This window comes from Streptococcus sp. sy004 (assembly GCF_007859205.1).
Taxonomy (GTDB): domain Bacteria; phylum Bacillota; class Bacilli; order Lactobacillales; family Streptococcaceae; genus Streptococcus.
Window position 1 is genome coordinate 22,629 of record NZ_VOHP01000007.1, and the last position, 25,719, is coordinate 48,347.

The window sequence follows — 25,719 nt, forward strand, 5'->3', positions numbered from 1 at the left end:
AAAGTTTTTTATGAGCGTTTTTTATGCTCAAAAAAGTTTTTAACGAGCGTTTTTCATGCTCTCAATCAAAATTAAAGTTTGATTTCTACGTTAACACCACTTGGAAGATCAAGCTTCATTAGGGCGTCAACTGTTTTTTGAGTTGGATTCACAATATCAATAAGACGTTTGTGAGTACGCATTTCAAATTGCTCACGAGAATCTTTATATTTGTGAGTCGCACGAATAATTGTATAAAGGCTACGTTCAGTTGGAAGTGGAACTGGTCCAGCAACTGTTGCACCTGTGCGTGTAGCTGTTTCTACAATTTTAGCTGCCGCTGTATCAAGCGTACGATGTTCGTAAGCTTTCAAACGGATACGGATTTTTTTGTTTGCCATCTTTGTCTCCTTTTTTCGTCTATTTAAGATAATAGGCTAGCTCCACAAGAAAACCGACAGCGTTGCGTGGCAATGCAACCGAGCGTGTCGCAACCTCTTGCATCAAAGCTAAGGCTGTTTTTTACAGCACTTTATATAGAATAACACATTCTATATGACATTGCAAGAGATATATTTGGTTTTTAACAAAATTTATTAAAACAAAAAAAGCCTGAGAAAACTCTCAGACTTTAAATATCATAATATGTAGGCTTATTTGTAGTTACGTGACTCAAGTCCTTCTTCAGCCAAGTAAGCACTGAATGGTACCAATTCTTCTGCCTCATATTTTTCTTTGAAGGCTGCAATCTCTTCAGCAGAGAATGCTTTTGGTTCTAATTTCATTTCAGGTGCTTCTACTGGAATTGGACGATGTTGAGTGATGCGAGCATCAATCACAACAGTCTTACCTTGTTTGTTCAACTCAACAGCTTCCTTAACTACAGCATCAATATCTTCAATACGGTTTACTGTAAAGCCTACTGCACCTTGTGCTTCAGCAATCATCTTGTAGTCTGGGTTTGTGAAGTCAACACCAAACAAGTGTTTATTTGTGTCTTCATATTTGTTCTTGATGAAGGCATACTCAGCATTTGAGAAGACAACGTTGATTACTGGAAGGTTGTATTGAACGTTAGTAATCACGTCTGGGTAGCACATACCGAATGCACCGTCACCCATGATGTTCCATACTTGACGATCTGGATTGTCTTTCTTAGCAGCAATACCACCAGGAAGAGCGATACCCATTGTTGCGAACAATGGAGAAGTACGCCACATGTTCTTAGGTGTCATGTGCAAGTGACGAGTAGATGTTTGTGTTGAGTTACCAACATCAATTGAGTAGATTGCATTTTCATCAGCGTATTTGTTGATTGCATTGTAAACTTGATACAATTGCAATTCGCCTTCCGTTTTACCTTCAAGCTTGTTCATGTAATCACGCCAGTTTTGGTTGTTTTTAACAACAGCTCTCCACCATGGTGTTGATTCTACTGGATTAACTTTGTCAAGAATTGCTTGAGCTGCTTCTTTCACATCACCAAGGATAGACGCATCAAGTGCATGACGTTTACCAAGTTTGTAAGGATCAATATCCACTTGGATGAATTTTTCAACATTCTTGAATGTGTTGTAAACTTCTGAGAATGGGAAGTTACAACCCATGAAAAGGACTGTGTCAGCTTCAAAGATAACTTCGTTAGCTGATTTCCAACCAACACGGTAAGCAGAACCAGTCAAACCTTCATAGTTCCACTCGAAAGCTTCAAAATTTTTACCAGTTGTAATGATTGGTGCTTTAATTTTACGAGATAGTTCAGTAACAACTTCACCAGCACCAACACCACCGAAACCAGAATAAATAACTGGACGTTTAGCGTTGTTCAAGATTTCAACTGCTTTATTGATTTCAACTTCATTCAAAGCTGGAGCAACAAATGTGCGGTCGTAAGTACCTGAACCGTAGTATGAATCTGCATCAATTTCTGTGAAACCAAAGTTAACAGGAATTTCAACAACTGCTGGACCTTTTTTAGCGATCGCAGCACGGCAAGCGTCGTCAATTATTTTTGGTAATTGCTCAGCATAAGCAACACGTTTGTTGTAAACTGCAACACCATTGTACATTGGGTTTTGGTTCAACTCTTGGAAAGCATCCATGTTCAACTCAGTAACTGGACGTGAACCAAGAATAGCAAGCATTGGAGTGGCATCCATAGCTGCATCGTAGATACCGTTAATCAAGTGAGTTGCACCTGGTCCACCAGAACCCACGCAGACACCAATTGATCCACCAAATTTAGTTTGCATCAATGCTGCAAGAGAACCAGTTTCTTCATGACGAACTTGCAAGAAACGGATATCTTTATCTTCAGCAAGAGCATCCATCAGTGAACTCAATGTTCCTGAAGGAATACCATAGATTGTGTCAACACCCCAAGTCTTTAAGACATTGAGCATAGCTGCAGAAGCAGTGATTTTACCTTGACTCATAGAAAGTCTCCTCTTTAAAAATAATAAAAGTGTTACGGCTCTCTCAAACTTGAAAACGCTTGTAGAACCCTACATGAATATCATACCATATTTTATTAAAAAAATACACTAATAACTCTTAAAAATACACAGTAACTTTTTCTATTATGATTAGTTATACTCCACTAAGCATTAAATAAGCCACAGGTTGTAACTAATTTGAAGCTTCACTACTTGGTTGAACATCTTTTGTCGCCTCTTTTTGCTCAATAATCGTTTTTTCCTTACTCGACTGATTAGCTTGTCTCAAAAACTGATAATTGTAAACGTCTTGGTTGGTTAGCGTGACGGTAACGGTCTTTTTTTCTTGGTGGGTTTGATAAGTGACCTGTCCTGTTGTAAATTGTATATCGCCATTATCTTGATCGATATTTTTAGCCAGTTCTGCCATAATATATGCCTTACTATTATTTAACAAGGCTTGGTACTGTTTTTGACTCGCCAAAGCCTGATTCAAATAAAATTGTAACAACTGGGCAAAAATCGCCATCAACAAGAGAGCATTTCCTTCTGTCGACTAATTGATAAATTTTGAGTCTGTCGATATAACTGCTCAAAAGATAGAAAAAACAGTTCTTCTTGCACACGAGTAAAAACTCCCTTAACTGAACCAGACAAACTAATCAACAAAAAACTAGTCACCAACAAGACACACAAACTTTCTAACAAAGTAAAGGCTCTAGTTCGGCACTTTACGAATGCCTTGGTCAGCTTTACGATAATAATCATTATAAGACTCCGCCTGCTTTTGAGTAATGTGACCCGTATCAACCAACTTTCCTAAGCTGGCTTGGTCGCTGGCTGTTAGTTCATAAAGCTCCGCCTGACTTTCAACAACCTTAACAACAGCTGCATTACCAGTATCTTTAATCTTATCTTTTTGTTGACTAAGGTTGGGGACAAAAAGTAAGAGTAACACACTAATAATAACCAGCACGATTAACATTTCCACAAGAGTGAACCCTCTAGCTTTCAGTTTCAATAACTTATTCACAAATTTATTCACATTATCTTTCATTAAAAATTAACCTCCATATTTTGATACATTGGTAAAAGCATGGCAGCATAAATCATAATAATCACTACAGCTACCAAGATAAAGACAAGCGGTTGAATCAACTGGGTCGCACGATGTAGTTTACTGAAAAATCGTTCCCAAATTTCTTCAGCATAAATTGTTAATTCCGTACCCAACTTAGACTTCACTTGTCCATATTCAATCATGAGCGACAACTCTGTTAAAAAGAAAGGATAACTTAGCACAATATGATGAAAACTCTCCCCTGCCACTAAGCGTTTTTCTAAATCTCTCCCAATTTCACGAAAAAGCTGAGATTTTTGTTCTTGCATGATGCTGACCAACTGAACCAACTCTAATCCTTGACCAATCAGATTTCCCCATTCCCTTGCATAATAAGCCGTTAAATAATACTTTGTTAACAAACCAATAAAAGGTAAGTGACTAATTTTGCTAACTAGCATTATTTTAGGTATTTTTCTACTGTAAAAACAAAGTAAAAAAACACTAACCATCAAACATAACATCAAACTTAAAAAGATAGTCGGAAAATTGTTAAGTAATGTCATGGCAATATTATCTGAATTCTCTGCCAGTTGTGGTAACAAGTATTCTTTCAAACCTAACATTATCAGTGTCAAAAAAAGTAATAAAATAATGGGATAAGTCGCTACTTCTATAATCTTCTTTCTTACCAAGAGTAAATTGGCTAAATAACGCTCTATTTTTGACATACTAGCTTGAACATCACCATGATAATCAGCCAAGGACAATTGAGTCACAACATTATCTGAAAACCCCAAATTAGCCATAATATTAGAAAGGTTACCTCCAGCTAGAAGTCCCTGACGCATTTGCTCAATATGATAACCTTTCAACAGTTGACTACGGCCTAAAAAATCAACAATTTCCGTTAATGTAAACCCACTTATCAACAGGTTGTGGAAAAGTTGGATAACCTTACGTTGTTGCTTCAGCGGTAATTTTTTCTCTCTCTGCTTCTGTTTGAGAAATAAGACCTGCCTGATAGAGTTGTTGAATTTTCTCATTCCATTGGCTAGAATCGTGAGTTTCAAAGTCCTTAGTTGCAAAATCAATAACACCTCCTCCCCCAATCAAACGCTGATAGGCAATGCCACATAAGGCATTTTCCAATTCATCACGAGAAACACCTAATTCTAACAAGCGACTATAAACACCAGCAATGCTTTTAGCATGAACGGTAGAAAACACGATAGCCCCTGTTAAACTCGCTCGAACCACTGCTCGAGCAGTCTGACTATCCCTAATTTCACCAATAATCAACACATCCGGTCGATGTCGTAAGGATAACTTAATTAAATTGTCATAAGTTAAGCCAATACTCTCATTTAATTGCAGTTGCAACATCTGGTCTTGTTTAATTTCAACAGGATCTTCAATCGTGATGATTTGCTGATCTGGAAATTTCTCTGCTACCAACTGATACATCAAGGTGGTTTTACCTGAACCAACAGGTCCCGAAAAAAGATACAAGCCACGTTCTTTGATTTGTGGCAACAATTCTGCTATGCCATCAAAATGATAAACTAACTGACGCAGACCATCAAAAAGTAAACGAATAACCAAACTTTCTCGCCCACAATAATCACCAACTGTAGATAACCTTAAAGAAGCTAGGCGTTGACCTCCATAATCATAGTCACAAGAGCCCAGTTGAATCCGTCGGCGTTCACCCACATTCATCCCTGCTAGAAACTTAAAATGACTGATTAAGGCTTGAGTTTGCTCCTTTGGGTAGTTGCTTTGAAAAGAAAGCCGATCTTTTATTCTAAAATAAAGCTCATAACTGGTATTTTGGGGTAACAGATAAAGATCTTGCACTTGTTGCTTAACTGCTTCTTGGATGATTTCTTGTGCTAATTTTTGTACCATCTTGACCTCCTTATCTATCTATTCGTAAAGAAGCTGTGATTTAAGCAAATAAAAAAGATTGGTCAAAACCAATCTTTTAATTATTGTTGAGATAGACATTGTAATGAGAGGTTCTGCCAGCCATTTCATAACCTGGGCGTTTCCAAGCTTTAGGAATTTCCTTCCAATCTTTCAATAAGACAACTGAATGATACTGTTGCAAATAATCGTTACAATCCGTACACCAAATATTATCTGTCTGATCCCAAAAAGCTGACATAATGGAATTTCTACTATTAAAGTAGGACTTCTTTTGAAATAAACTAAACCATTCTTTCTTGTAATATTTCAGTGCTTGGTAATAGTTTTCAAATTCTTTAACCGCAACAATATTCTCTTTCCAGTCCTCAAAAAACCACCAAGGTTCCATATTACCATACATTTTTATAACTTGATACATACTTCCCCCTTCTTATTTGTCCCATTATACCTTGTCTTTTCCAATAAATAAACTAACTTGCTCATCAAAAAACAACTAGGTGTCCCCCTAGTTGTTTTTAGCTTATTCTGATACCACTTCAACTTCTGTTTCAGCATCAACGTTTTCAATCATTTCATTGACGGCTTGTGGTTCAATGTTACGGTAACGAGCCATACCAGTACCCGCTGGGATAATCTTACCGATAATAACATTTTCTTTAAGACCAAGAAGATGATCTTTCTTACCACGGATAGCTGCATCGGTCAAGACACGAGTTGTTTCTTGGAAGGATGCTGCTGATAGGAAGGAGTTAGTTTCAAGAGATGCCTTGGTAATTCCCATCAAGACAGGACGACTTGTCGCTGGAATACCACCAGAAATTACAATATCTTTATTGGCATCTGTAAAGTCAGAAATATCCATCAAGGTACCTGGAAGTAAATCAGTGTCACCTGGATCCATGATACGAACCTTACGCAACATTTGACGAACCATTACCTCGATATGTTTGTCACCGATTTCTACCCCTTGGCTACGGTAAACTTTTTGCACCTCAGCCAATAGATAGGTTTCAACAGACAACATGTCACGAACTTCTAACAAACGTTTCGGCTGAATTGAACCTTCTGTTAACGCCGAACCACGTTGGACCATATCACCGACTTCCACTTTCATGCGGGCAGTAAATGGCACGACGTATTCACCCATTCCAGTGTCACCTTTAACGTAAACTTTCTTGGTACGAGTTGATGAATCTTCTTCAATATCAATCACTTCACCTTTAACCTCAGTGATGACTGCCTCACCTTTTGGATTACGAGCTTCAAAAATCTCTTGAATACGAGGTAAACCTTGAGTGATGTCGGTATTTGAGGCAACCCCTCCGGTATGGAAAGTACGCATGGTCAACTGAGTACCTGGCTCACCGATAGATTGCGCAGCAATCGTACCAACTGCTTCACCAACTTCAACAGCATCACCTGTCGCCAAGTTGATACCATAACAATGACGACAAACACCATAGCGTGTTTTACATGTAAAGACTGAACGGATAGTCACTTCTTCTACACCTGCATTAACAATCGTTGCTGCCATATCTTCAGTGATCAACTGATCAGCTCCAATAATGACTTCGTTTGTTTCTGGATGTTTAACTGACTTCTTAGTATAACGACCTTGCAGACGCTCTTCCAATGTTTCAGTGACTTCTTTACCATCAGTAATTGAGGTAATGCTCAAACCACGATCAGTACCACAGTCGTCCTCACGGATAATAACATCTTGAGCCACATCAACCAAACGACGTGTCAAGTAACCTGAATCGGCTGTCTTAAGGGCCGTATCAGTCATCCCTTTACGAGCACCATGGGTTGAGAAGAACATTTCCAAAACAGACAAACCTTCACGGAAGTTAGATAGGATTGGCAACTCCATGATACGTCCATTTGGTGCAGCCATCAAACCACGCATCCCCGCTAATTGAGAGAAGTTAGAGATGTTACCACGGGCTCCTGAGTCCATCATCATAACGATTGGATTTTTCGGATCTTGCGTTTCTACCAAGCGTTTTTCCAACTCTTCTTTAGCATCACGCCAAGTTCCTGTAACGGCTAAGTAGCGATCATCTTCTGTCATCAAACCTAGACGGAAAGATTGGTTAATTTCTTCTACCTTATGGTGAGCAATGTCAACAATTTCTTGCTTGTTATCAATAACGGGAATATCTGCAATACCTACTGTCAAACCTGCCAAGGTTGAATGGTAGTAACCCAAATCTTTCAAACGGTCAAGGAAGGCTGATGTTTCCGTTGTTCTTAGACGCTTGAAGGTTTCTGCGATGATATTTCCAAGATTTTTCTTCTTGAACGGCAAATTAAGCTCAAGTTCTGCGATAGCTGATTTAATATCCGCTCCTGGCGTCAAGAAGTACTTGTCCGGTGTTTTATCAGTCAAGTTGGCATTTGTTGGTTCTTGGAGATATGGTAATTCATCTGGAATAATATCATTAAAGAGAATTTTACCAACCGTCGTAATCATAATCTTATGACGTTGTTCATCAGTCCAAGGTTTATTTGGCATACTGTCAACAGCGATACCCACACGGCTATGAAGATGAACATAACCATTGCGATAAGCCATAACTGCTTCATCACGATCCTTAAAGACCATGCCCTCACCTTCACGACCAGCATCTTCCATTGTCAAATAGTAGTTACCCAAAACCATATCCTGTGACGGTGTAACAACTGGTTTTCCATCTTTAGGGTTAAGGATATGCTCAGCCGCCAACATCAATAGGCGTGCTTCTGCTTGTGCTTCTTCAGACAATGGCACGTGAATCGCCATTTGGTCACCATCAAAGTCGGCGTTGTAGGCCTCACAAACCAGTGGGTGCAAACGCAACGCTCGACCATCAATTAGAACTGGTTCAAAAGCTTGAATACCCAAACGGTGAAGGGTAGGGGCACGGTTAAGAAGAACTGGATGTTCTTTAATCACTTCTTCTAAAATGTCCCAAATACGCTCATCACCACGCTCAACCATACGCTTGGCTGCCTTGACGTTACCTGCATATTCACGCGCAACAATCTCACGCATCACAAATGGTTTGAACAATTCAATCGCCATCTCACGCGGAACACCACATTGGTACATTTTTAGAGTTGGACCAACGGCGATAACCGAACGACCTGAGAAATCGACACGTTTACCAAGCAAGTTTTGACGGAAACGTCCTTGTTTCCCTTTAAGCATATGGCTTAAAGATTTCAGTGGACGGCTACCTGGACCCGTAATTGGACGACCACGACGACCATTGTCAATCAAGGCATCGACAGCTTCTTGAAGCATCCGTTTTTCATTTTGAACGATAATGCCTGGAGCATTTAACTCCAAAAGACGAGCCAAACGATTGTTACGATTGATGACACGACGATAAAGATCATTCAAGTCACTAGCTGCAAAACGACCACCATCTAACTGCACCATAGGACGTAGGTCTGGTGGTAAGACAGGCAAGATATTCAAAATCATCCATTCAGGTTTGTTACCTGATTTATGGAAGGCATCCAGAACATCCAAGCGGCGAATCGCCTTGATTCGTTTTTGACCTGAAGCTGTACGAAGCTCTTCTTTCAAACTCGCAATTTCAGCTTCTAAATCAACACGTTTTAACAAATCTTGAATGGCTTCAGCACCCATCTTAGCTACAAAAGAACCATGACCGTATTCCATTAGTTTTTCACGGTATTCACGTTCAGTTAACAGAGATTTTGGCTCAAGCGGTGTTTCCATAGGATCAATAACCACATAAGCAGCAAAGTAGATCACTTCTTCTAAGGCACGTGGACTCATATCAAGCGTCAAGCCCATACGGCTTGGAATACCCTTAAAATACCAAATATGTGAAACAGGAGCTTTTAATTCGATATGCCCCATACGTTCACGACGAACCTTGGCGCGAGTCACTTCGACACCACAACGGTCACAGACAATCCCCTTATAGCGAATGCGTTTGTACTTACCACAAGCACATTCCCAGTCTTTTGTTGGACCAAAGATGACCTCATCGAAGAGTCCTTCACGTTCTGGTTTTAGGGTACGATAGTTAATGGTTTCAGGTTTTTTAACCTCACCGTAAGACCACGAGCGGACCTTGTTTGGCGAAGCTAAAGTAATCTGCATACTTTTAAAACGATTTACATCAACCACTAGATTTACCTTTCTTCTTAAATCAAAGACCAAGAATGAGAAAGTTCTCATCCTTGATTATTTTTCTAGATAAGACTAACTTATCCTATACTTCATTAGTTTCTTCTTGTTGATCAGCTTGAGCTAATTCACGAACTTGACGCTCACGAGCTCTTTCCAATTCTTCAACGTGCATGACATCATCATCTTCACCTTCATCTAGGTCACGAAGTTCAACTTCTAAGTTGTCCTCATCTAGGACACGCATGTCAAGACCTAATGATTGCAATTCTTTTACAAGGACACGGAAGGATTCTGGTACACCTGGTTTTGGAATTGGTTTACCTTTAGTAATAGCCTCGTATGCTTTAAGACGACCCGTCACATCATCTGACTTGTAAGTCAAGATTTCTTGCAAGACATTTGAAGCACCGTAGGCTTCAAGCGCCCAAACCTCCATCTCACCGAAACGTTGACCACCAAATTGTGCTTTACCACCAAGTGGTTGTTGCGTTACCAATGAGTATGGTCCAGTTGAACGAGCATGAAGTTTATCATCAACCATGTGGTGAAGTTTGATCATGTACATGACACCGACAGACACACGGTTTTCAAATGGTTCACCAGTACGACCGTCATAAAGAATAGTCTTGGCATCGCTATCCATACCGGCTTCTTTAACAGTTGCCCAAAGATCTTCTGATGTTGCACCGTCAAAGACTGGCGTTGCAATATGAATACCTAGGTTACGAGCTGCCATTCCCAAGTGAAGTTCCATAACCTGACCGATATTCATCCGTGATGGTACACCAAGCGGGTTCAACATGATATCAACTGGTGTGCCATCTGGTAGATATGGCATGTCTTCGACTGGAACAATACGTGACACGACACCCTTGTTTCCGTGGCGTCCCGCCATCTTATCGCCGACCTTAATCTTACGTTTTTGAGCGATGTAAACACGAACTAACATGTTGACACCTGATTGAAGTTCATCTCCGTTAGCACGAGTAAAGATTTTAACGTCACGGACAATCCCGTCACCACCATGTGGAACACGCAATGACGTATCACGCACTTCGCGTGATTTGTCACCAAAAATGGCATGAAGCAAACGCTCTTCAGCTGAAAGATCTTTTTCACCCTTAGGTGTGACCTTACCAACTAGGATGTCACCTTCTTTAACTTCGGCACCAATACGGATAATCCCCATCTCATCCAAATCTTTCAGGGCATCTTCACCCACATTTGGAATTTCACGAGTAATTTCTTCAGGGCCTAACTTGGTATCACGCGTTTCACTTTCATATTCTTCTAAATGAACAGACGTATAAACATCTTCTTTAACCAAGCGTTCACTCATGATGACCGCATCCTCGAAGTTGTAACCTTCCCATGTCATGTAGGCAACGATTGGGTTTTGACCAAGTGCCATTTCACCATTTTCCATAGATGGGCCATCTGCGATAAAGTCACCTTTTTCAACCAAATCACCCACCTTAACCAAGGTACGTTGGTTGTAAGCAGTTCCTGAGTTTGAACGACGGAATTTCGTAATATGATAAACATCAAGACTACCATCTTCACGACGAACTTCGACCTTATCCGCATCAGAATAAGTCACTCGACCATCATGTTGTGCAATCACAGCTGCTCCCGAATCATGAGCGGCTTGATATTCCATACCTGTTCCAACATAAGGAGCATGTGGATCAATCAATGGAACTGCCTGACGTTGCATGTTGGCACCCATAAGGGCACGGTTTGAGTCGTCATTTTCCAAGAATGGAATACATGCTGTCGCAACGGCAACTACCTGTTTTGGCGATACATCGACATAGTCAACAATATTAGCAGGGAACTCTTGGTTGTTACCTTGATGACGACCCATGACGATTTCTTCAGCAAATGTACCATCTTCATTCAATTTAGAATTAGCTTGGGCAACAGTGTATTCATCTTCTTCATCAGCTGTCAACCACACGATTTCGTTAGTTACGACACCTGTTTCACGGTCAACCTTGCGATATGGTGTTTGGATAAAACCATATTTATTGAGATGACCATAAGATGACAAGTTGTTAATCAAACCAATGTTTGGTCCCTCAGGTGTTTCAATCGGACACATACGACCATAGTGAGTGTAATGCACGTCACGAACTTCATAACCCGCACGGTCACGCGTCAAACCACCAGGTCCTAAGGCTGACAAACGACGCTTGTGAGATAACTCTGACAATGGGTTGTGCTGATCCATGAATTGTGATAATTGAGATGAACCAAAGAATTCTTTGACTGCTGCAGTAACTGGACGAATGTTAATGATTTGTTGTGGTGTTAGGGCTTCATTGTCTTGAACAGACATACGCTCACGAACATTACGTTCCATACGAGCCAAACCAACACGGAATTGGTTAGCCAACAACTCACCAACTGCACGGATACGACGGTTACCTAAGTGGTCAATATCGTCAACCTTACCAAGACCTTCAGCAAGATTGAGGAAATAACTCATTTCAGCCAAAATGTCAGCCGTAGTCAAGGCACGTACCTTGTCATCAGGATTACCATTACCGACGATTGTCACCACACGATCTGGATCTTTTGGTGCAACAACCTTGAATTTTTGTAGGATAACTGGTTCTGTCAACACAGCAAAATCATTTGGCGTGTAGATAAATTTGTTCAAGTCACCATCCAAATGTTCCGCAATGCTATCAATCACACTACGAGTCATGACAGTACCTGCTTCAACCAAAATTTCACCAGTTTCAGCATCTACCAAGTTTTCAGCGATGGTTTGATTGAGCAAACGTGTTTTAACATTAAGTTTTTTGTTGAGTTTATAGCGACCCACAGAAGCCAGATCATAACGACGCGCATCAAAGAAACGAGCAATCAAAAGACTGCGTGAACTTTCTGCTGTCTTAGGTTCACCTGGACGCAAACGTTCGTAAATTTCTTTAAGAGCTTCATCAGTACGAGAATCACTTGGATTTTTATGAATGTCTTTTTCAATGGTGTTACGAACCAATTCGCTATCACCAAAGATATCCATAATCTCATCATCACCAGAAAAGCCAAGGGCACGAACCAAGGTCGTAAATGGAATCTTACGCGTACGGTCAATACGAGTATAGGCAATATCTTTGGCATCTGTTTCCAACTCCAACCATGCTCCACGGTTAGGAATCACTGTTGAACCATAGCCGACTTTACCATTTTTATCAACCTTATCATTGAAATAAACACCTGGCGAACGCACCAACTGAGAAACGATGATACGCTCTGCACCGTTGATGATGAATGTTCCCATCTCTGTCATCAATGGGAAATCACCAAAGAAAACTTCTTGTGTTTTAATTTCGCCAGTTTCTTTATTAACCAAACGGAAGGTGACAAAAATCGGTGCTGAATAATGAGCATCATGGGAACGTGCTTCTTCCAAAGTGTATTTTGGTTGTTTAAGCTCATAACCAACAAATTCCAACTCCATGGTGTCGGTAAAGTTGGTAATTGGAAGTACATCTTCAAAAACTTCTTTTAAGCCACTATCTAAGAAATCCTTAAACGAGTCAGTTTGGATTTCAATTAAGTTTGGTAAATCAAGAACTTCCTTGATTCTTGAAAAGCTACGACGGGTACGATGTTTCCCGTATTGAACGTCATGTCCTGCCAAAATTTAGCTCCTTTTTATTGAAATATCTAGGGGTAACTGCTGTCACCCAGTGTTGTTTACAGTAAAATCACGCCATAGGCTGTATTTGTCAGAATTTTTAGTTTCTTTAAGGATTGATTACACTTGCTAAGAAAACTAAAAATAGGCACAAAAAGAGCAGCTAAATCTGACAAGTGTCGTTTGATTTAACTGCTGTAAGTCTTAGTTGGACAAGATTTCAACCAAGACAGACGACAAATAATTTCTACCATTATATCAAATCTGTCCTAGTTTGACAAGTTTAATTGCCACCAATTAAGCTATTCCAAGCTTTTTGATAATCACTATCTGTTCCACCGATAGCAAACTTATAGGTCATGGCTTCTGGCCCACCTTGAGCCCAGTAACTTGTTGTTGTGGCACCATTATAGGTATAAACACGACCATTGTATTGAACAGGGCCTTGTTTTAAGCCAGTCGCTTTTAGAACGGTTGCTCGAATCACACTATCATCCAAACTAAACTTGCTTGCGTCAAACAGACTTGGATCAACTTGACTGATTGCATTCACTAGATTGGCTACATAATTAGCATGGTTATTATAACCAGTCATTGACTGTAAAGAACGGTTATCATCATGACCTGCCCAGTTACCTAGAGATACTTTTGGTGTTGCTAGCATCAACCAAGCATCAGCAAAATCATTGGTCGTTCCTGTCTTACCAATCCAGTCCACATTATTAGCCAAATTAGGATTGATCGCCTGTAAACGATTCTTAAAGCTGGTTGTAATTCCTGAATTGATTGGCCCTCGTAACAATTCTTGCATGATACTTGCTGTTGCTTTTGAAACAACTTGCGTAGCTTGATTATCAAACTGGTAAATGACCGTACCATCTTTAGCTGTAATGCTATCAACTACATGTTTTTCTTGGTAAGCACCACCATTTGCCAACATTTGATAGATATTGGTCATCTGAGCGACTGACACTTCGATTCCTCCACCTAGAGGCAGACTTTCAATGTTGTAGTCTGCAATGTTAATGCCTAGCTTGGTCATGTAATTTTCTGAATCAACGCCCTGATTTTGTAGTAGCTGATACGTCCAGAAAGCTGGAATATTCCAAGAGGTATTGAGGGCGTCTTGGAGATTCATCATGGCTGTTCCTTCTTCTTCACCGTGCATGATTTTTTGCCCACTAGAAAAAGTTGTTGGATAGTTAGACAAGACACTAGCACTACCCATCAAGCCTTGATCAATGGCAATACCATAAGGAAGCATGGGCTTAATACTAGACCCTGGTGAACGAACCGTATCAAAAGCATGATTGTTTTGGTTGCTGGCATAATCTCGACCACCTACAAAGCCTAAAACTGCTCCTGTAGCATTATCCATCAAGACGTTACCCATTTGCACTTGACCCGTTCCGTCATCTAAAAGACCGCCATATTGAAGTGCTGCATTTTGCATGGCTTGATGAATACCTTGGTTGAGAGTCGTTGTAATCTGGTAACCACCTAGACGCAGCTCTTGGATGGCCAATTCTTGATAGGCTTGTCGTGTTTCTTCGTTTTTCAAATCACTTTCAGAAACTTCATCACGCTTAATCAGATAATCATACATGATTGCTTGTGCTTCATCAAAAACCGTATAATAAAGATAATCATGACTGTCTGCTGTTACCGTTTCGGGTTGCTTAAAATCTTGAGAAACATCATAAGTGAGATAATTTTCATAATCATCCTTGGATAGTACCCCTGTACGATACATGTTATAAAGGACATTCTTAGCCCTTGTCAAACCATAGGTCATCTCTTCTGCTGACTTAAATTGACCATCTGCCGTATAAGGCGAATAGACAATCGGACTCTGAGGCAGACCTGCTAGGTAAGCTGCCTGTGGAATGGTCAAATCTTTAGCAGAAACACCAAAGATTCCCTGAGCTGCTTCTTCAATACCTGCAATATTTTGCCCCTTGTTATTGCGACCAAATGGTGAAATATTCAGGTAGTCTGTAAGAATACTGTCCTTATCCAAATACCGTTCCAAAGACAAGGCATAAATAATTTCTTTTGATTTACGCTTAAACGTTGGGTCATCTCCCAAAATCTGCTGTTTCAACAACTGCTGAGTCAAGGTTGAACCACCACTGGTTTCACCCAAACCCAAAAGAGAAGCCAAAGTGGCACGGAAAACTGCCTTAGGCACGACCCCATTATGTTCTTGGAAATTTTCATCTTCAGTGGCCACAATAGCTTTTTTGACATTATCTGAAATGGCAGAGCTATCTACGGTCGTACGCAACAAATCACTATCAACAAGAGCAATCAATTCTCCATTAGCATATCTCATCTCTGAAATGGCACTAACGGCACTCACTTGGCTGATGAGGCTCTCCTTACTTGGCACCTTGACGGACTCAATCTGACTCACCAAATAACCAAAGCCAGCACCCAGACCAATCATGCCTAGTAAAATCACCAAAATATAGGCAAATTCTGACATGAGTTTGACCGTGCGTAAAAATACGGCACCAAGATCAAAAATGCTCCACGGTTGATTACTTTTGACTACTCTCTTCTTTTTTTTCTGACGTTTCAACATAATATACCTCAATTATTATTATATCAAAATTAAGAAAAAGTTGCATAATGGCAAATTTCCTCATTTTTGATATAATGATAGGACATTAGACTTATGAATGGAGCTTGATATGAATATTTTTGACGAGTTAAAAGCCCGTGGTCTTATTTTTCAAACCACGGATGAAGAAGCCTTGGTCAAGGCATTAACAGAAGAAACCCTTAGTTTCTATCTAGGGTGCGACCCGACGGCTGATAGTCTGCATCTCGGACACCTTGTGCCACTTTTAGTCTGCCGTCATCTCCAACTAGCTGGTCACAAACCTTATCCCCTAGTCGGTGGTGCAACCGGTCTAATTGGTGATCCGTCTTTCAAGGATGATGAACGTAGCCTACAAACCAAGGAAACCGTTCAAGAGTGGGTTACGAAGATTCGGGCTCAAATGGAACAATTCTTAGATTTTGACAATAAAGATAATGCCGCTGTGATGACTAACAACTATGATTGGTTTGAATCAATCAGCTTTATTGATTTCTTGCGTGATGTTGGTAAATACTTCACTGTCAACTACATGATGAGCAAAGAATCTGTGAAAAAACGGATTGAAACAGGGATTTCTTATACCGAGTTCGCTTATCAAATCATGCAAGGTTATGATTTCTATGAACTCAATCGTCGTCATGATGTCACCTTACAAATCGGTGGAAGCGATCAATGGGGCAACATGACCGCCGGAACAGAATTACTTCGTCGCAAGGCTGGTAAAACTGCTCATGTCATTACCGTTCCATTGATTACTGACGCTACTGGTAAAAAATTCGGCAAATCTGAAGGCAATGCCATTTGGCTCAATGCTGACAAAACTTCTCCTTACCAAATGTACCAATTTTGGCTCAATGTCATGGACGATGATGCCATTCGTTTCTTGAAAATCTTCACCTTCCTTCCATTAGAAGAAATTGCTAAAATCGAAGCAGACTTCAACGCTGCACGCCATGAACGCTTGGCTCAAAAAGTACTAGCAAAAGAAGTGGTTACCTTGGTTCACGGTCAAGAAGCCTACGAACAAGCACTTAATATTACCGAGCAACTCTTTGCCGGCAATATCAAAGCTCTGTCAGCCAAGGAACTCAAACAAGGTCTTAACCACGTTAAAAACTACACCGTACAAGAAGAAGACAATTTAAACATTGTTGACATCTTAGTAACAGCTGGCATTTCACCATCGAAACGTCAAGCTCGTGAGGACGTTCAAAATGGTGCCATCTACATCAATGGTGAACGTGTTCAAGATGTGACTTATCAACTCTCAGAAGAAGATAAGATTGAATCACAACTCACTGTTGTCCGTCGTGGTAAGAAAAACTACTTTGTCTTGACTTACTAAAAATAAGCTAGGTATCATACCTAGCTTATTTTTTTATAGTCTTGCGTTCAATTCTTTTGATAAGTCTTCAAAACCTGGTTTACCAAGAAGGGCAAACATATTTTTCTTATAGGCTTCAACACCTGGTTGGTCAAAAGGATTGACACCATTAAGGTAGCCTGAAATGGCAATCGCCAATTCAAAGAAATAAATCGTATAACCCAAAGTGAACTCATCTTGAGCTGGTAGGGTCAAGTGCATATTAGGCACACCACCATCTGTATGAGCTAACAAAACACCATCTGTAGCTTTTTTATTAACAAAATCTACATCCTTACCTTGCAGATAACCTAAACCATCCAAATCCAACTCTTCACTTGGAATCACAATGTTTTTGCGTGGCTTATCGACACGAACAACCGTTTCAAAGAGATTGCGATAACCTTCTTGGATATATTGGCCTAAAGAATGCAAATCTGTTGAGAAATGAGCTGAACTTGGGTAGATCCCTTTTTGATCCTTGCCTTCTGACTCACCTGCCAACTGCTTCCACCATTCAGCAAAATACTGCAATGATGGCTCATAGTCTGCAAAAATCTCAGTGATATAACCCTTACGATAAAGGGCGGTACGAACTGCTGCATATTGATAAGCTTCATTTTCAGTTAATTGGTCTGAAGCATAGGCCACACGAGCTGCATTAGCCCCTTCCATCAAGGCAGTAATGTCTGCTCCTGACGCTGCGATTGGTAATAAACCTACCGCTGTCAACACACTAAAGCGTCCGCCAACATTATCTGGCACAACAAAGGTCTGCCAACCATTAGCGTCTGCTTCAACCTTAACTGCACCTTTTGCACGGTCTGTTGTTGCATAAATGCGTTTGTTGGCTTCTTCCTTACCATATTTTTTCACCAACAATTCCTTAAAGACACGAAAGGCAATAGCTGGCTCAGTGGTTGTTCCTGATTTAGAAATCACATTGATTGAGAAATCCTTATCAGCCACATAATCCACTAAATCTGCTAGATAATTTGAAGAAATTGAGTTACCTGCATAAAGAATTTGTGGAGCTTGACGCTCTTCTTTACTTTGCAAATTAACAAACGAATGATTTAGAAAATCAATCGCTGCACGAGCACCAAGATAAGAACCACCAATCCCAATCACAACTAGGACATCACTGTTCGCTTGAATTTCCTTAGCCGCTTCTTGAATACGGGCAAATTCTTCCTTATCATAGTTTTCTGGCAAATCCAACCAACCCGTCATTTCGGCACCTTGCCCAGTTCCTTGACGAAGTGCTTGGTCAGCTGCACTAATTTGGGTTTGTAAATAATCCAACTCATGTTGGCTGATAAAATCTAAGGTTTTTGAATAATCAAATGTAATATGTGCCATTAAAAAGCCTCCATAATTTCAAAGTCTTTATTATAATAACGCTTTCTTTCTTTTTTTTCAATGGTTTTTATCACAATTAGCGAAATTTTTAACAAATCGAGTAATTGCAGCAAGAAACTTAGAAAAAATCATCAAATAAGCTAAGTTGATTGTCTTCTGGTAAATTGCCCAAGATGTTCATCTCATCCAATTTTTCCACTAGGGTCGTTGACAGACCTCCTCGTTTGCGTAGCTCAGTCTTAGATAAGAACTCGCCTTCTTCTCTAGCCTTAGCAAATTGCTTGGCCACACTCTCACCCAATCCATCCATGGCAATCAGTGGTGGAATCAAGGTATCTCCCTCAATCAAGAATTCGGTTGGGTGGCTACGATAAATATCTAGCTGACCGAATACAAAACCACGCTCCAACATCTCATTCACAAGTTCTAAGGTCGTAAAGAGATCCATTTCCACCTTGGTTTCTTGATTGTTTTTGCGTTTCTCGGTAATTTCTACCATCTTAGCCTTAACAGCTATCAAACCACCACTCATGGTTTTAAGGTCAAAGGCCTTGGCTCTGATTGAGAAATAAGCACAGTAGTAATAAATTGGATAATGCACCTTGAAATAGGCAACACGCAAGGCCATCATCACATAGGCAGCCGCATGGGCTTTCGGAAACATGTACTTAATCTTACCACAAGATTCGATATACCAGTCAGGTACTTGATTATCTTGCATGGCTTGAATGTAGCCGTTTCTTTCTTCTTCAGAAATTTTCAACCACAGCCCCTTACGCACTCGTTCCATAATGTTAAATGCCATTTTAGGCTCAAGACCGGCGTGCATGAGATAAACCATGATGTCGTCCCGACAACCAATAACCGTTGATAGATTGGCAATGCCACGCTTAATCAAATCTTGAGCATTCCCTAACCAAACATCTGTTCCATGCGACAATCCTGACAGTTGCAACAATTCAGAAAAAGTAGTTGGATGGGTTTCATCAACCATGCCACGCACAAAATTAGTCCCAAACTCAGGAATACCTAGCATCCCTGTTGACGTTCCAATCTGTTCAGAACTTACTCCCATAACATCTGTTCCTGAAAAGAGTTTCATGACATCAGGGTCATCCATAGGAATGTCCATTGGTGAAATACCAGATAAATCCTGTAACTTACGAATCATGGTTGGATCATCATGGCCTAGTACATCTAGCTTCAGGACATTTTCATCAATGTCATGGAAGTTAAAATGGGTCGTCTGCCAACTGGCTGACAAATCATCTGCTGGGTACTGAACCGGTGTGAAGTCATACACATCCATATAGTTTGGAATAACAACAATTCCCCCTGGGTGCTGACCTGTCGTTCGTTTGACACCGGTTGTCCCCATGGCTAAACGATCAACTTCGGCATCACGGTAGAATTTCCCATAATCTCGCTCATAGCCCTTGACAAAACCATAAGCTGTGCGGTCAGCAACTGTACCAACTGTCCCTGCACGAAAGGCGTTCTCTGCACCAAAAATATCACGAACATCTAAGTGAGCATTAGGCTGATCCTCACCAGAAAAGTTAAGGTCAATATCTGGCACCTTATCCCCATCAAAGCCAAGGAAGGTTTCAAAGGGAATATCTTGACCATCTTTCTTATATAAAATCTCACATTTTGGGCAGTTTTTGTTAGGCAAATCAAAGCCTGACCCATAAGAACCGTCTGTGATAAATTCCGACTGCTGACACTGCGGACAAACGTAATGCGGAGGCATAGGATTAACCTCAGTAATACCAATCATGGTTGCCACAAAACTAGACCCAACAGATCCACGACTTCCCACCAAATAACCACGGTCATTGGAACGTTGAACCAACATCTGCGAGGCGAGATAAATCACGGCAAAGCCATTTCCCAAAATCGACGTCAATTCTTTTTCAATGCGTAAATCAATAATATCTGGTAAGGGATTACCATAAATTTCAAAAGCTTTTTCATAAGTCATGCGAGCCACTTGCTCTTCAGCATCCTTGATAAACGGCGTATAAAGGTCTTTTTTGACCACTTCAACATCCTCAAACACCTCTAGAATCTTATTGGGATTCGTCACAACCAAGTCATAAGCCAACTCTTGCCCTAAGAAGGCAAAGTCATCCAGCATTTCATTGGTCGTACGAAAATGTGCTTCTGGAAGTGGAGCGGGTTGGGCATTTTCTCCCCGACCAATCGGACGGTTAATCATGGCACCTTGACCTAAGCTACGAACAATAATTTCACGATAAATGGCATCTTCAGGCTCAAGATAGTGAACATTTCCTGTCGCCAACACAGGCTTATTCAAACGACGTCCCACTTCAATCAAATCTTTGATAATTTGCTCAATGCCGGCTTGATCCTTAATCATCTCACGCGCCACTAAAGGTTGATAAAGGGCTGGTGGCATAACTTCGATAAAATCATAATAGTCAGCCACTTCAAGAGCTGCTTCTAAACCCTGGGAAAGAAGCGTGTCAAAGACTTCACCATCAGAACAAGCTGTCCCCAAAATCAAGCCCTCACGATGTTGTTCTAAAACAGTCCTTGGGATTCTTGCCACCCCAGAAAAATATTTCACATTTGATAGAGAAACTAGCTTAAAGAGATTTTTTAATCCCTTTTGATTTTTAACGTAAATCGTGACATGTTTGGTTCTCGCCTTCTTATATGACTCTTCATCAACCAGATCGGTGTTTAATTGATGCAGATGCGTTATCCCGTGTTTTTCAATGACATCATTGATAAAAATAAAGAGGAGACGACCTGTCGCTTCCGCATCATAATTGGCCATATGATGATGTTCTAGGCTAACTTGGAAACGTTTAGTCAATGGCCCTAAACCATGACGCTTGAAGTCTGGATACAAGTTTCGAGCAAATTCTAGGGTATCAATAACAGGTTGCGAAATTTTCGGTAAACCATGACGCTCATAATTAGCATTCATAAAACCGATGTCAAAGGTGGCATTATGGGCAACCATGACCGTCCCTTCGCAAAAGGCTTGGAATTCTCTTAATACCTGCTCCAGAGGCTTAGCCCCCTTCAAATGATTATCCGTAATCCCTGTCAAGTCTGTTGTAAACTGACTCAAGGGATAACCTGGGTCAATAAACTCATCAAACTGTTCAATGATATTATTCTTGTACATCTTAGAAGCTGCAATCTGAATCAAATGATTGTTCACTGCAGATAAACCTGTTGTTTCCACGTCAAACACAACATAGGTCGCTTCTTTTAGTTCAAGTTCCTTTTCATGATAAGTAATCGGCACACGATCCTCAACGATATTGGCCTCTAAACCAAAGATAACCTTAATCCCAGCTTTTTTACCATGATGATAACCATGTGGGAAACTTTGAACATTTCCATGATCCGTAATGGCAATGGCTGGATGACCCCACTTGGCAGCTTGGTCAATCAACTTTTCAACCGTTGGTAAGGCGTCCATGGTTGACATATTGGTATGGGCATGAAATTCCACCCGTTTTTGCCCTTCTGGCATGAGATCTTGGCGTTCTTGATGAACAATTTCTTTCATATCTTGAACTGTCATGGTCAATGACTTGGTGAAGGGATTGTGTTCAATATTACCTCGTACTCGAAGCCAGTTTCCCTTGCTAACCATGTCAAATTTTTTGAGTTCTTCCTCATCCTTAGCCCAACGTTGCATGGCAAATGACGAAGTATAATCTGTCATCTTGAAATTGATGATATGACGACCTGAACGAGTGGTTTTCTTTTCTACATCAAACACCAAACCCTCAAAGACCACACGATTTTCTTCAGTTTCAACTTCAATCATCGGTGTTATTTCTGCCTTATCAAAACTAGCTTGACGTTGACTTGTCTGGCGCTGAAAATCAAACTTCGTTCCATTTGATTTTTCTTCAACAGGTGGCATACTGGCTTCAAGAGAAGCTCTAATTTGAGCAGCTTCTTGGCTAGCCTTCTCCATCACTTCTTGCTTACTCGCTTCGACATCTGCCTTGATGGCTTGCGTCATTTGATTATCTGATACAATGTCAAAGTTAAGTTGACCAAAACCAAAACGCACAAACATCTGACTCAATTTGGGGAGATGGTTTTTCCGAAAATGGTCATTATTGACAAAGTCTGGTCCTAGAATACTAACTTGTTTTCCATCATAGGTCACTGATAACTGAGCAAATGAAGCACGAAAACTATCGTCATTACAAGGCTCTTGCTCAAAAGCCTCTTGATAATAGGCTTGAAGTAGGTCATCAGAAAAAACAGGATTTTGAACAGCTATGGTTAAACTTGCCCTAATATCTGCCTTGTCAAAGGCATCAGACAAGGCAATACGCAACGTTCGATAACTTGCCACTGGTAAAATTTCTGGAAATTTTAGTTCAAATTCCCACCAACGAGATTTGGCATGCACCTTAACCTCGCCAATCTCAGCAGACAAAAAATGCTGGGAGTTTTTCAACTCCAAGGGCAATTCAATCTGATCCATCAATTGTTGAAACAAGCCTGACATAAACTTCTCCTTGTAGGTAGTAGGTTTATTATACCAAAAAAGACCACCTGCGTCAGAAATCAAAAAGCCTGCTATAAAGCGAATACTTGACTTTATCCCATAAGACCCTAAAATAGAGATATGAAATTCTTAATTCCCACTGCTAAAGAAATGAAACTAGGCCAGCCAAAAGCTAACCAACCCCTTTCGGTCAAAAGTCAAGCAATCATTGACCAACTCTTACACTATGACTTAGACGGCTTGGCTAAACTCTACAAGATAAAAACAGAAGCCGCCCTCAAAGAACAAGACAGACTAAGAGCCATTCAAACTGGAGAGGCCCTTTCTTATTCTGCCATTGAGTTATTTAATGGGTTGATGTATCGCCAGATTGACGAGAAAACCTTGATAGATGGAGCTGATTTTATCCAGAAACAGGTTTTTATCACAACTGCTCTTTACGGTATAATCAATGCCACTCATCCTATTCAACCACATCGCTTGGATTTTAACTGTCCCCTTAAAGTTGACAATCAATCACTCAAAACTTACTGGCGACAAGACTATGATCAATTTATTGGTCAAGAACCCATTATCTCACTTTTATCTAGTGAATTTGAACAGGTCTTTTCTAAAAGATTAACCCAACGACTGATTAAGATTCGTTTCCATGAAGAAAAAAACGGTCAATTAAAAACCCATTCGACGATTTCAAAAAAGGCTCGTGGGCAGTTTCTCAATCAAGTTATCCAACAACAAGTACAAGAACTTGAACAGATCAAAAAACTAACCTTTAATCAATTTACTTACCAGCCTCAACTATCTGATCAATCAACTCTCGTTTTTGTTAAAAAAGAGATTAAGCCCTAGCTTAATCTCTTTTCTTTAATCTTTCAAATCAATCCAATAGCGTTCGGTACCTTGTCTAACATCTTCCAAGACGCCACCACAGGCCAAGATAGTTCTGCGACTGGCTTCATTAGTTACATCACAAGTCAATAACACTCGATAAATATTTTTAGAAAAACATTCTTTAAGTCCCAACCGTAGTTGCTCCTTAGCATAGCCTTGACCCCTTTGGCTTGGTCGGATAGAATAACCAATATGCCCACCTTGTTCCAATAAGGCATCATTTAATCTCAATCGTAGATGTAAAAAGCCAAGAGCTTGACCTGCCTCGTCAAAAGAAACAAACTGAATAGCAGGCACAAAACCTTCTGGAAGATTCAAGCCTTGTTCAGCAGCCAAATTGGATTGTAACCAATCTGAGTAATTAAAGTCTTCCTGTGGCCAAAAACCGCCATCTGATGCCGACTTCTGTTGAGTAAATTCCGCCATCATTTCTAAAACAGCTTGACAATCCATTAGAGTTGGTCGTCTTAACTCCATAACAAACCTCCTTTTTACTCTTTGATAATATCTATAAGTTTCACGTCTAACATTCCTTGTTCTTTTGTCGCCTGATTGATTTGATGACACAGGTAATGACTCAGCAAACTACTCTTAGGAGATACTGGATTTTCTCCTGTCTTAACTGCTTCTAAAAATGCTAAAATGATACTTTCAAAGCCTCGCTTATAAAGAGTCGTTTCCCAAGAACCAAACATATCTTTGACGACTTGATTGCTCTTATAAATCGTCAACTCATCTAAATTTTCCAAATGATAAGTTGCTTCTGCAGTTTGTACTTCCATAACCTCCCTACGGCTACCTGATTGCAAATTCATGCTAGCAACCACCGTTGCCGTCTGTGTTTCTAAAGTCACACTTACTTGACTTAATTGACCTTGGTCCAGATGATAACGATAATAGGCAGATTTTGGGCGATCATCACACAAAAATAAAGCCGTATCTAAGGGATGGATAAAAAAATCAAATAACTTAAACTGCTTATCTCCTGGACGATTAAGGTCGTTTTTTTCCACTAAAATCCGCTTTTTCTTCTCTTGCTCTTTCATAGTCAACACCTTAGGAGCAAAACGACGATTAAAGCCTGTCATCAAAAAGGTTTGGTGGTCTTTTGCCAAACGATATAAACCAAGTACCTCATCATAAGTTTCGGCGACTGGTTTATCCATATAAACAGGAATCCCCTTTTTCAAAAAAATCTGGGCGATTTCCACATGAGCCTTTGTTGCCGCATGAATAAAGACACCATCTAAATTGGCCGCTGCCAAAGATTCCAAACTCGTATAGATGGTTTGATGCCCAAAGCAGCTAGCCACTTCTGTTAAGACATCTTGATTTCGTGTAAATAAATGCCAGTGAACATCTTTGATTTGTCGCATAAAGGGTAAATATGCCTTTTGTGCGATTGCTCCCAACCCAACCAGTCCAATTGCCTGCATCATATTCTCCTATTTACCTTGCTGCTTTACCTTATCCAAAAATCTTGCTTTCAAGTCTTGCACGCGTGCCTTTTTATCACTTTTCACCTTGGAATGTTTCTCGTGAAACCTCTCTACCTGTGCTTGACCCTTATAATCTAATTGATATTTTCCCATTTTGTTCTCCTTTCAAATATACCAACCTGTAAAAATGCCTAAAGGAAGTTGTTAACGCTACTATTCTACCATAAAGAAAGAACATCCGCTTACTCACAACCGTTAAACACCCTTTTAAAATTAGCTGTTGGGGAATCAACATAAATACCCTGTGCTACTAACACAAGGTATCGATT

17 protein-coding genes and 1 pseudogene are annotated in these 25,719 nt (G+C 40.2%); 2 read left to right on the plus strand and 16 right to left on the minus strand.

Annotated features, from left to right (window positions below; all coding sequences use genetic code 11):
• Window positions 1–71: 71 nt before the first annotated feature.
• The 11 genes and pseudogenes from rpsJ to pbp1b form a co-directional block, all read right to left on the minus strand.
• Complete coding sequence (rpsJ, locus tag FRX54_RS05945) at window positions 72–380, minus strand: 30S ribosomal protein S10 (RefSeq protein ID WP_146462057.1); 309 nt, start codon at window positions 378–380, stop codon at window positions 72–74.
• Window positions 381–632: 252 nt separating this feature from the next.
• Window positions 633–2,414: a pyruvate oxidase gene (gene spxB / locus FRX54_RS05950; RefSeq protein WP_146462059.1), complete on the minus strand. Its 1,782-nt coding sequence runs from the start codon at window positions 2,412–2,414 to the stop codon at window positions 633–635.
• A gap of 193 nt (window positions 2,415–2,607) precedes the next feature.
• Complete coding sequence (comGG, locus tag FRX54_RS05955; RefSeq protein WP_146462061.1) at window positions 2,608–2,943, minus strand: competence type IV pilus minor pilin ComGG; 336 nt, start codon at window positions 2,941–2,943, stop codon at window positions 2,608–2,610.
• An 11-nt stretch (window positions 2,944–2,954) separates the two neighbouring features.
• Window positions 2,955–3,182: pseudogene (locus FRX54_RS06420) on the minus strand (competence protein); the annotation flags it as partial.
• Entirely contained in the window at window positions 3,133–3,447 is a 315-nt protein-coding gene (gene comGC, locus FRX54_RS05960; protein ID WP_315897723.1) for a competence type IV pilus major pilin ComGC, read from the minus strand. The pseudogene FRX54_RS06420 and the gene comGC, both read right to left, overlap by 50 nt.
• Before the next feature lie 23 nt (window positions 3,448–3,470).
• A complete protein-coding gene (comGB, locus tag FRX54_RS05965; protein ID WP_146462065.1) occupies window positions 3,471–4,520 on the minus strand; it encodes a competence type IV pilus assembly protein ComGB in 1,050 nt (349 codons plus the stop codon).
• Window positions 4,432–5,385: a competence type IV pilus ATPase ComGA gene (gene comGA, locus FRX54_RS05970; RefSeq protein ID WP_146462067.1), complete on the minus strand. Its 954-nt coding sequence runs from the start codon at window positions 5,383–5,385 to the stop codon at window positions 4,432–4,434. Before comGA ends, comGB begins: the two co-directional genes overlap by 89 nt.
• 76 nt (window positions 5,386–5,461) lie before the next feature.
• A complete protein-coding gene (locus FRX54_RS05975) occupies window positions 5,462–5,824 on the minus strand; it encodes a DUF1033 family protein (protein ID WP_146462069.1) in 363 nt (120 codons plus the stop codon).
• A gap of 102 nt (window positions 5,825–5,926) precedes the next feature.
• Window positions 5,927–9,556 (minus strand): DNA-directed RNA polymerase subunit beta', encoded by a 3,630-nt coding sequence (rpoC, locus tag FRX54_RS05980; protein ID WP_146462071.1) that lies wholly within the window; start codon window positions 9,554–9,556, stop codon window positions 5,927–5,929.
• A gap of 85 nt (window positions 9,557–9,641) precedes the next feature.
• Window positions 9,642–13,214, minus strand: coding sequence for a DNA-directed RNA polymerase subunit beta (gene rpoB, locus FRX54_RS05985; protein ID WP_146462073.1), 3,573 nt, complete (start codon window positions 13,212–13,214; stop codon window positions 9,642–9,644).
• Between the two features lie 280 nt (window positions 13,215–13,494).
• A complete protein-coding gene (gene pbp1b / locus FRX54_RS05990; protein WP_146462075.1) occupies window positions 13,495–15,798 on the minus strand; it encodes a penicillin-binding protein PBP1B in 2,304 nt (767 codons plus the stop codon).
• A gap of 109 nt (window positions 15,799–15,907) precedes the next feature.
• On the opposite strand from pbp1b, the gene tyrS reads away from it, so the two are divergent.
• Window positions 15,908–17,164, plus strand: a complete 1,257-nt coding sequence (tyrS, locus tag FRX54_RS05995; protein WP_146462077.1) for a tyrosine--tRNA ligase — start codon at window positions 15,908–15,910, stop codon at window positions 17,162–17,164.
• Window positions 17,165–17,197: 33 nt separating this feature from the next.
• Here tyrS and FRX54_RS06000 read toward each other — a convergent pair whose 3' ends face one another.
• Complete coding sequence (locus FRX54_RS06000) at window positions 17,198–18,544, minus strand: glucose-6-phosphate isomerase (RefSeq protein ID WP_146462080.1); 1,347 nt, start codon at window positions 18,542–18,544, stop codon at window positions 17,198–17,200.
• A gap of 118 nt (window positions 18,545–18,662) precedes the next feature.
• The gene (locus FRX54_RS06005) at window positions 18,663–23,060 is read right to left on the minus strand and encodes a PolC-type DNA polymerase III (RefSeq protein WP_146462082.1); all 4,398 of its coding nucleotides are present in this window, start codon (window positions 23,058–23,060) and stop codon (window positions 18,663–18,665) included.
• A 120-nt stretch (window positions 23,061–23,180) separates the two neighbouring features.
• Here FRX54_RS06005 and yaaA point away from each other — a divergent pair, with 120 nt between their 5' ends.
• Complete coding sequence (yaaA, locus tag FRX54_RS06010; RefSeq protein ID WP_146462084.1) at window positions 23,181–23,909, plus strand: peroxide stress protein YaaA; 729 nt, start codon at window positions 23,181–23,183, stop codon at window positions 23,907–23,909.
• Between the two features lie 15 nt (window positions 23,910–23,924).
• Here the strand turns inward: yaaA and FRX54_RS06015 are convergent, their stop codons facing one another.
• From FRX54_RS06015 to FRX54_RS06355, 3 genes are read right to left on the minus strand one after another with little or no spacing between them, the layout of a single operon-like run.
• Window positions 23,925–24,428 (minus strand): GNAT family N-acetyltransferase, encoded by a 504-nt coding sequence (locus FRX54_RS06015; RefSeq protein ID WP_146462086.1) that lies wholly within the window; start codon window positions 24,426–24,428, stop codon window positions 23,925–23,927.
• A gap of 14 nt (window positions 24,429–24,442) precedes the next feature.
• Window positions 24,443–25,387: a Gfo/Idh/MocA family protein gene (locus FRX54_RS06020; RefSeq protein WP_146462088.1), complete on the minus strand. Its 945-nt coding sequence runs from the start codon at window positions 25,385–25,387 to the stop codon at window positions 24,443–24,445.
• 9 nt (window positions 25,388–25,396) lie between these two features.
• Entirely contained in the window at window positions 25,397–25,543 is a 147-nt protein-coding gene (locus tag FRX54_RS06355; RefSeq protein ID WP_186652510.1) for a hypothetical protein, read from the minus strand.
• Between the last annotated feature and the right edge of the window lie 176 nt (window positions 25,544–25,719).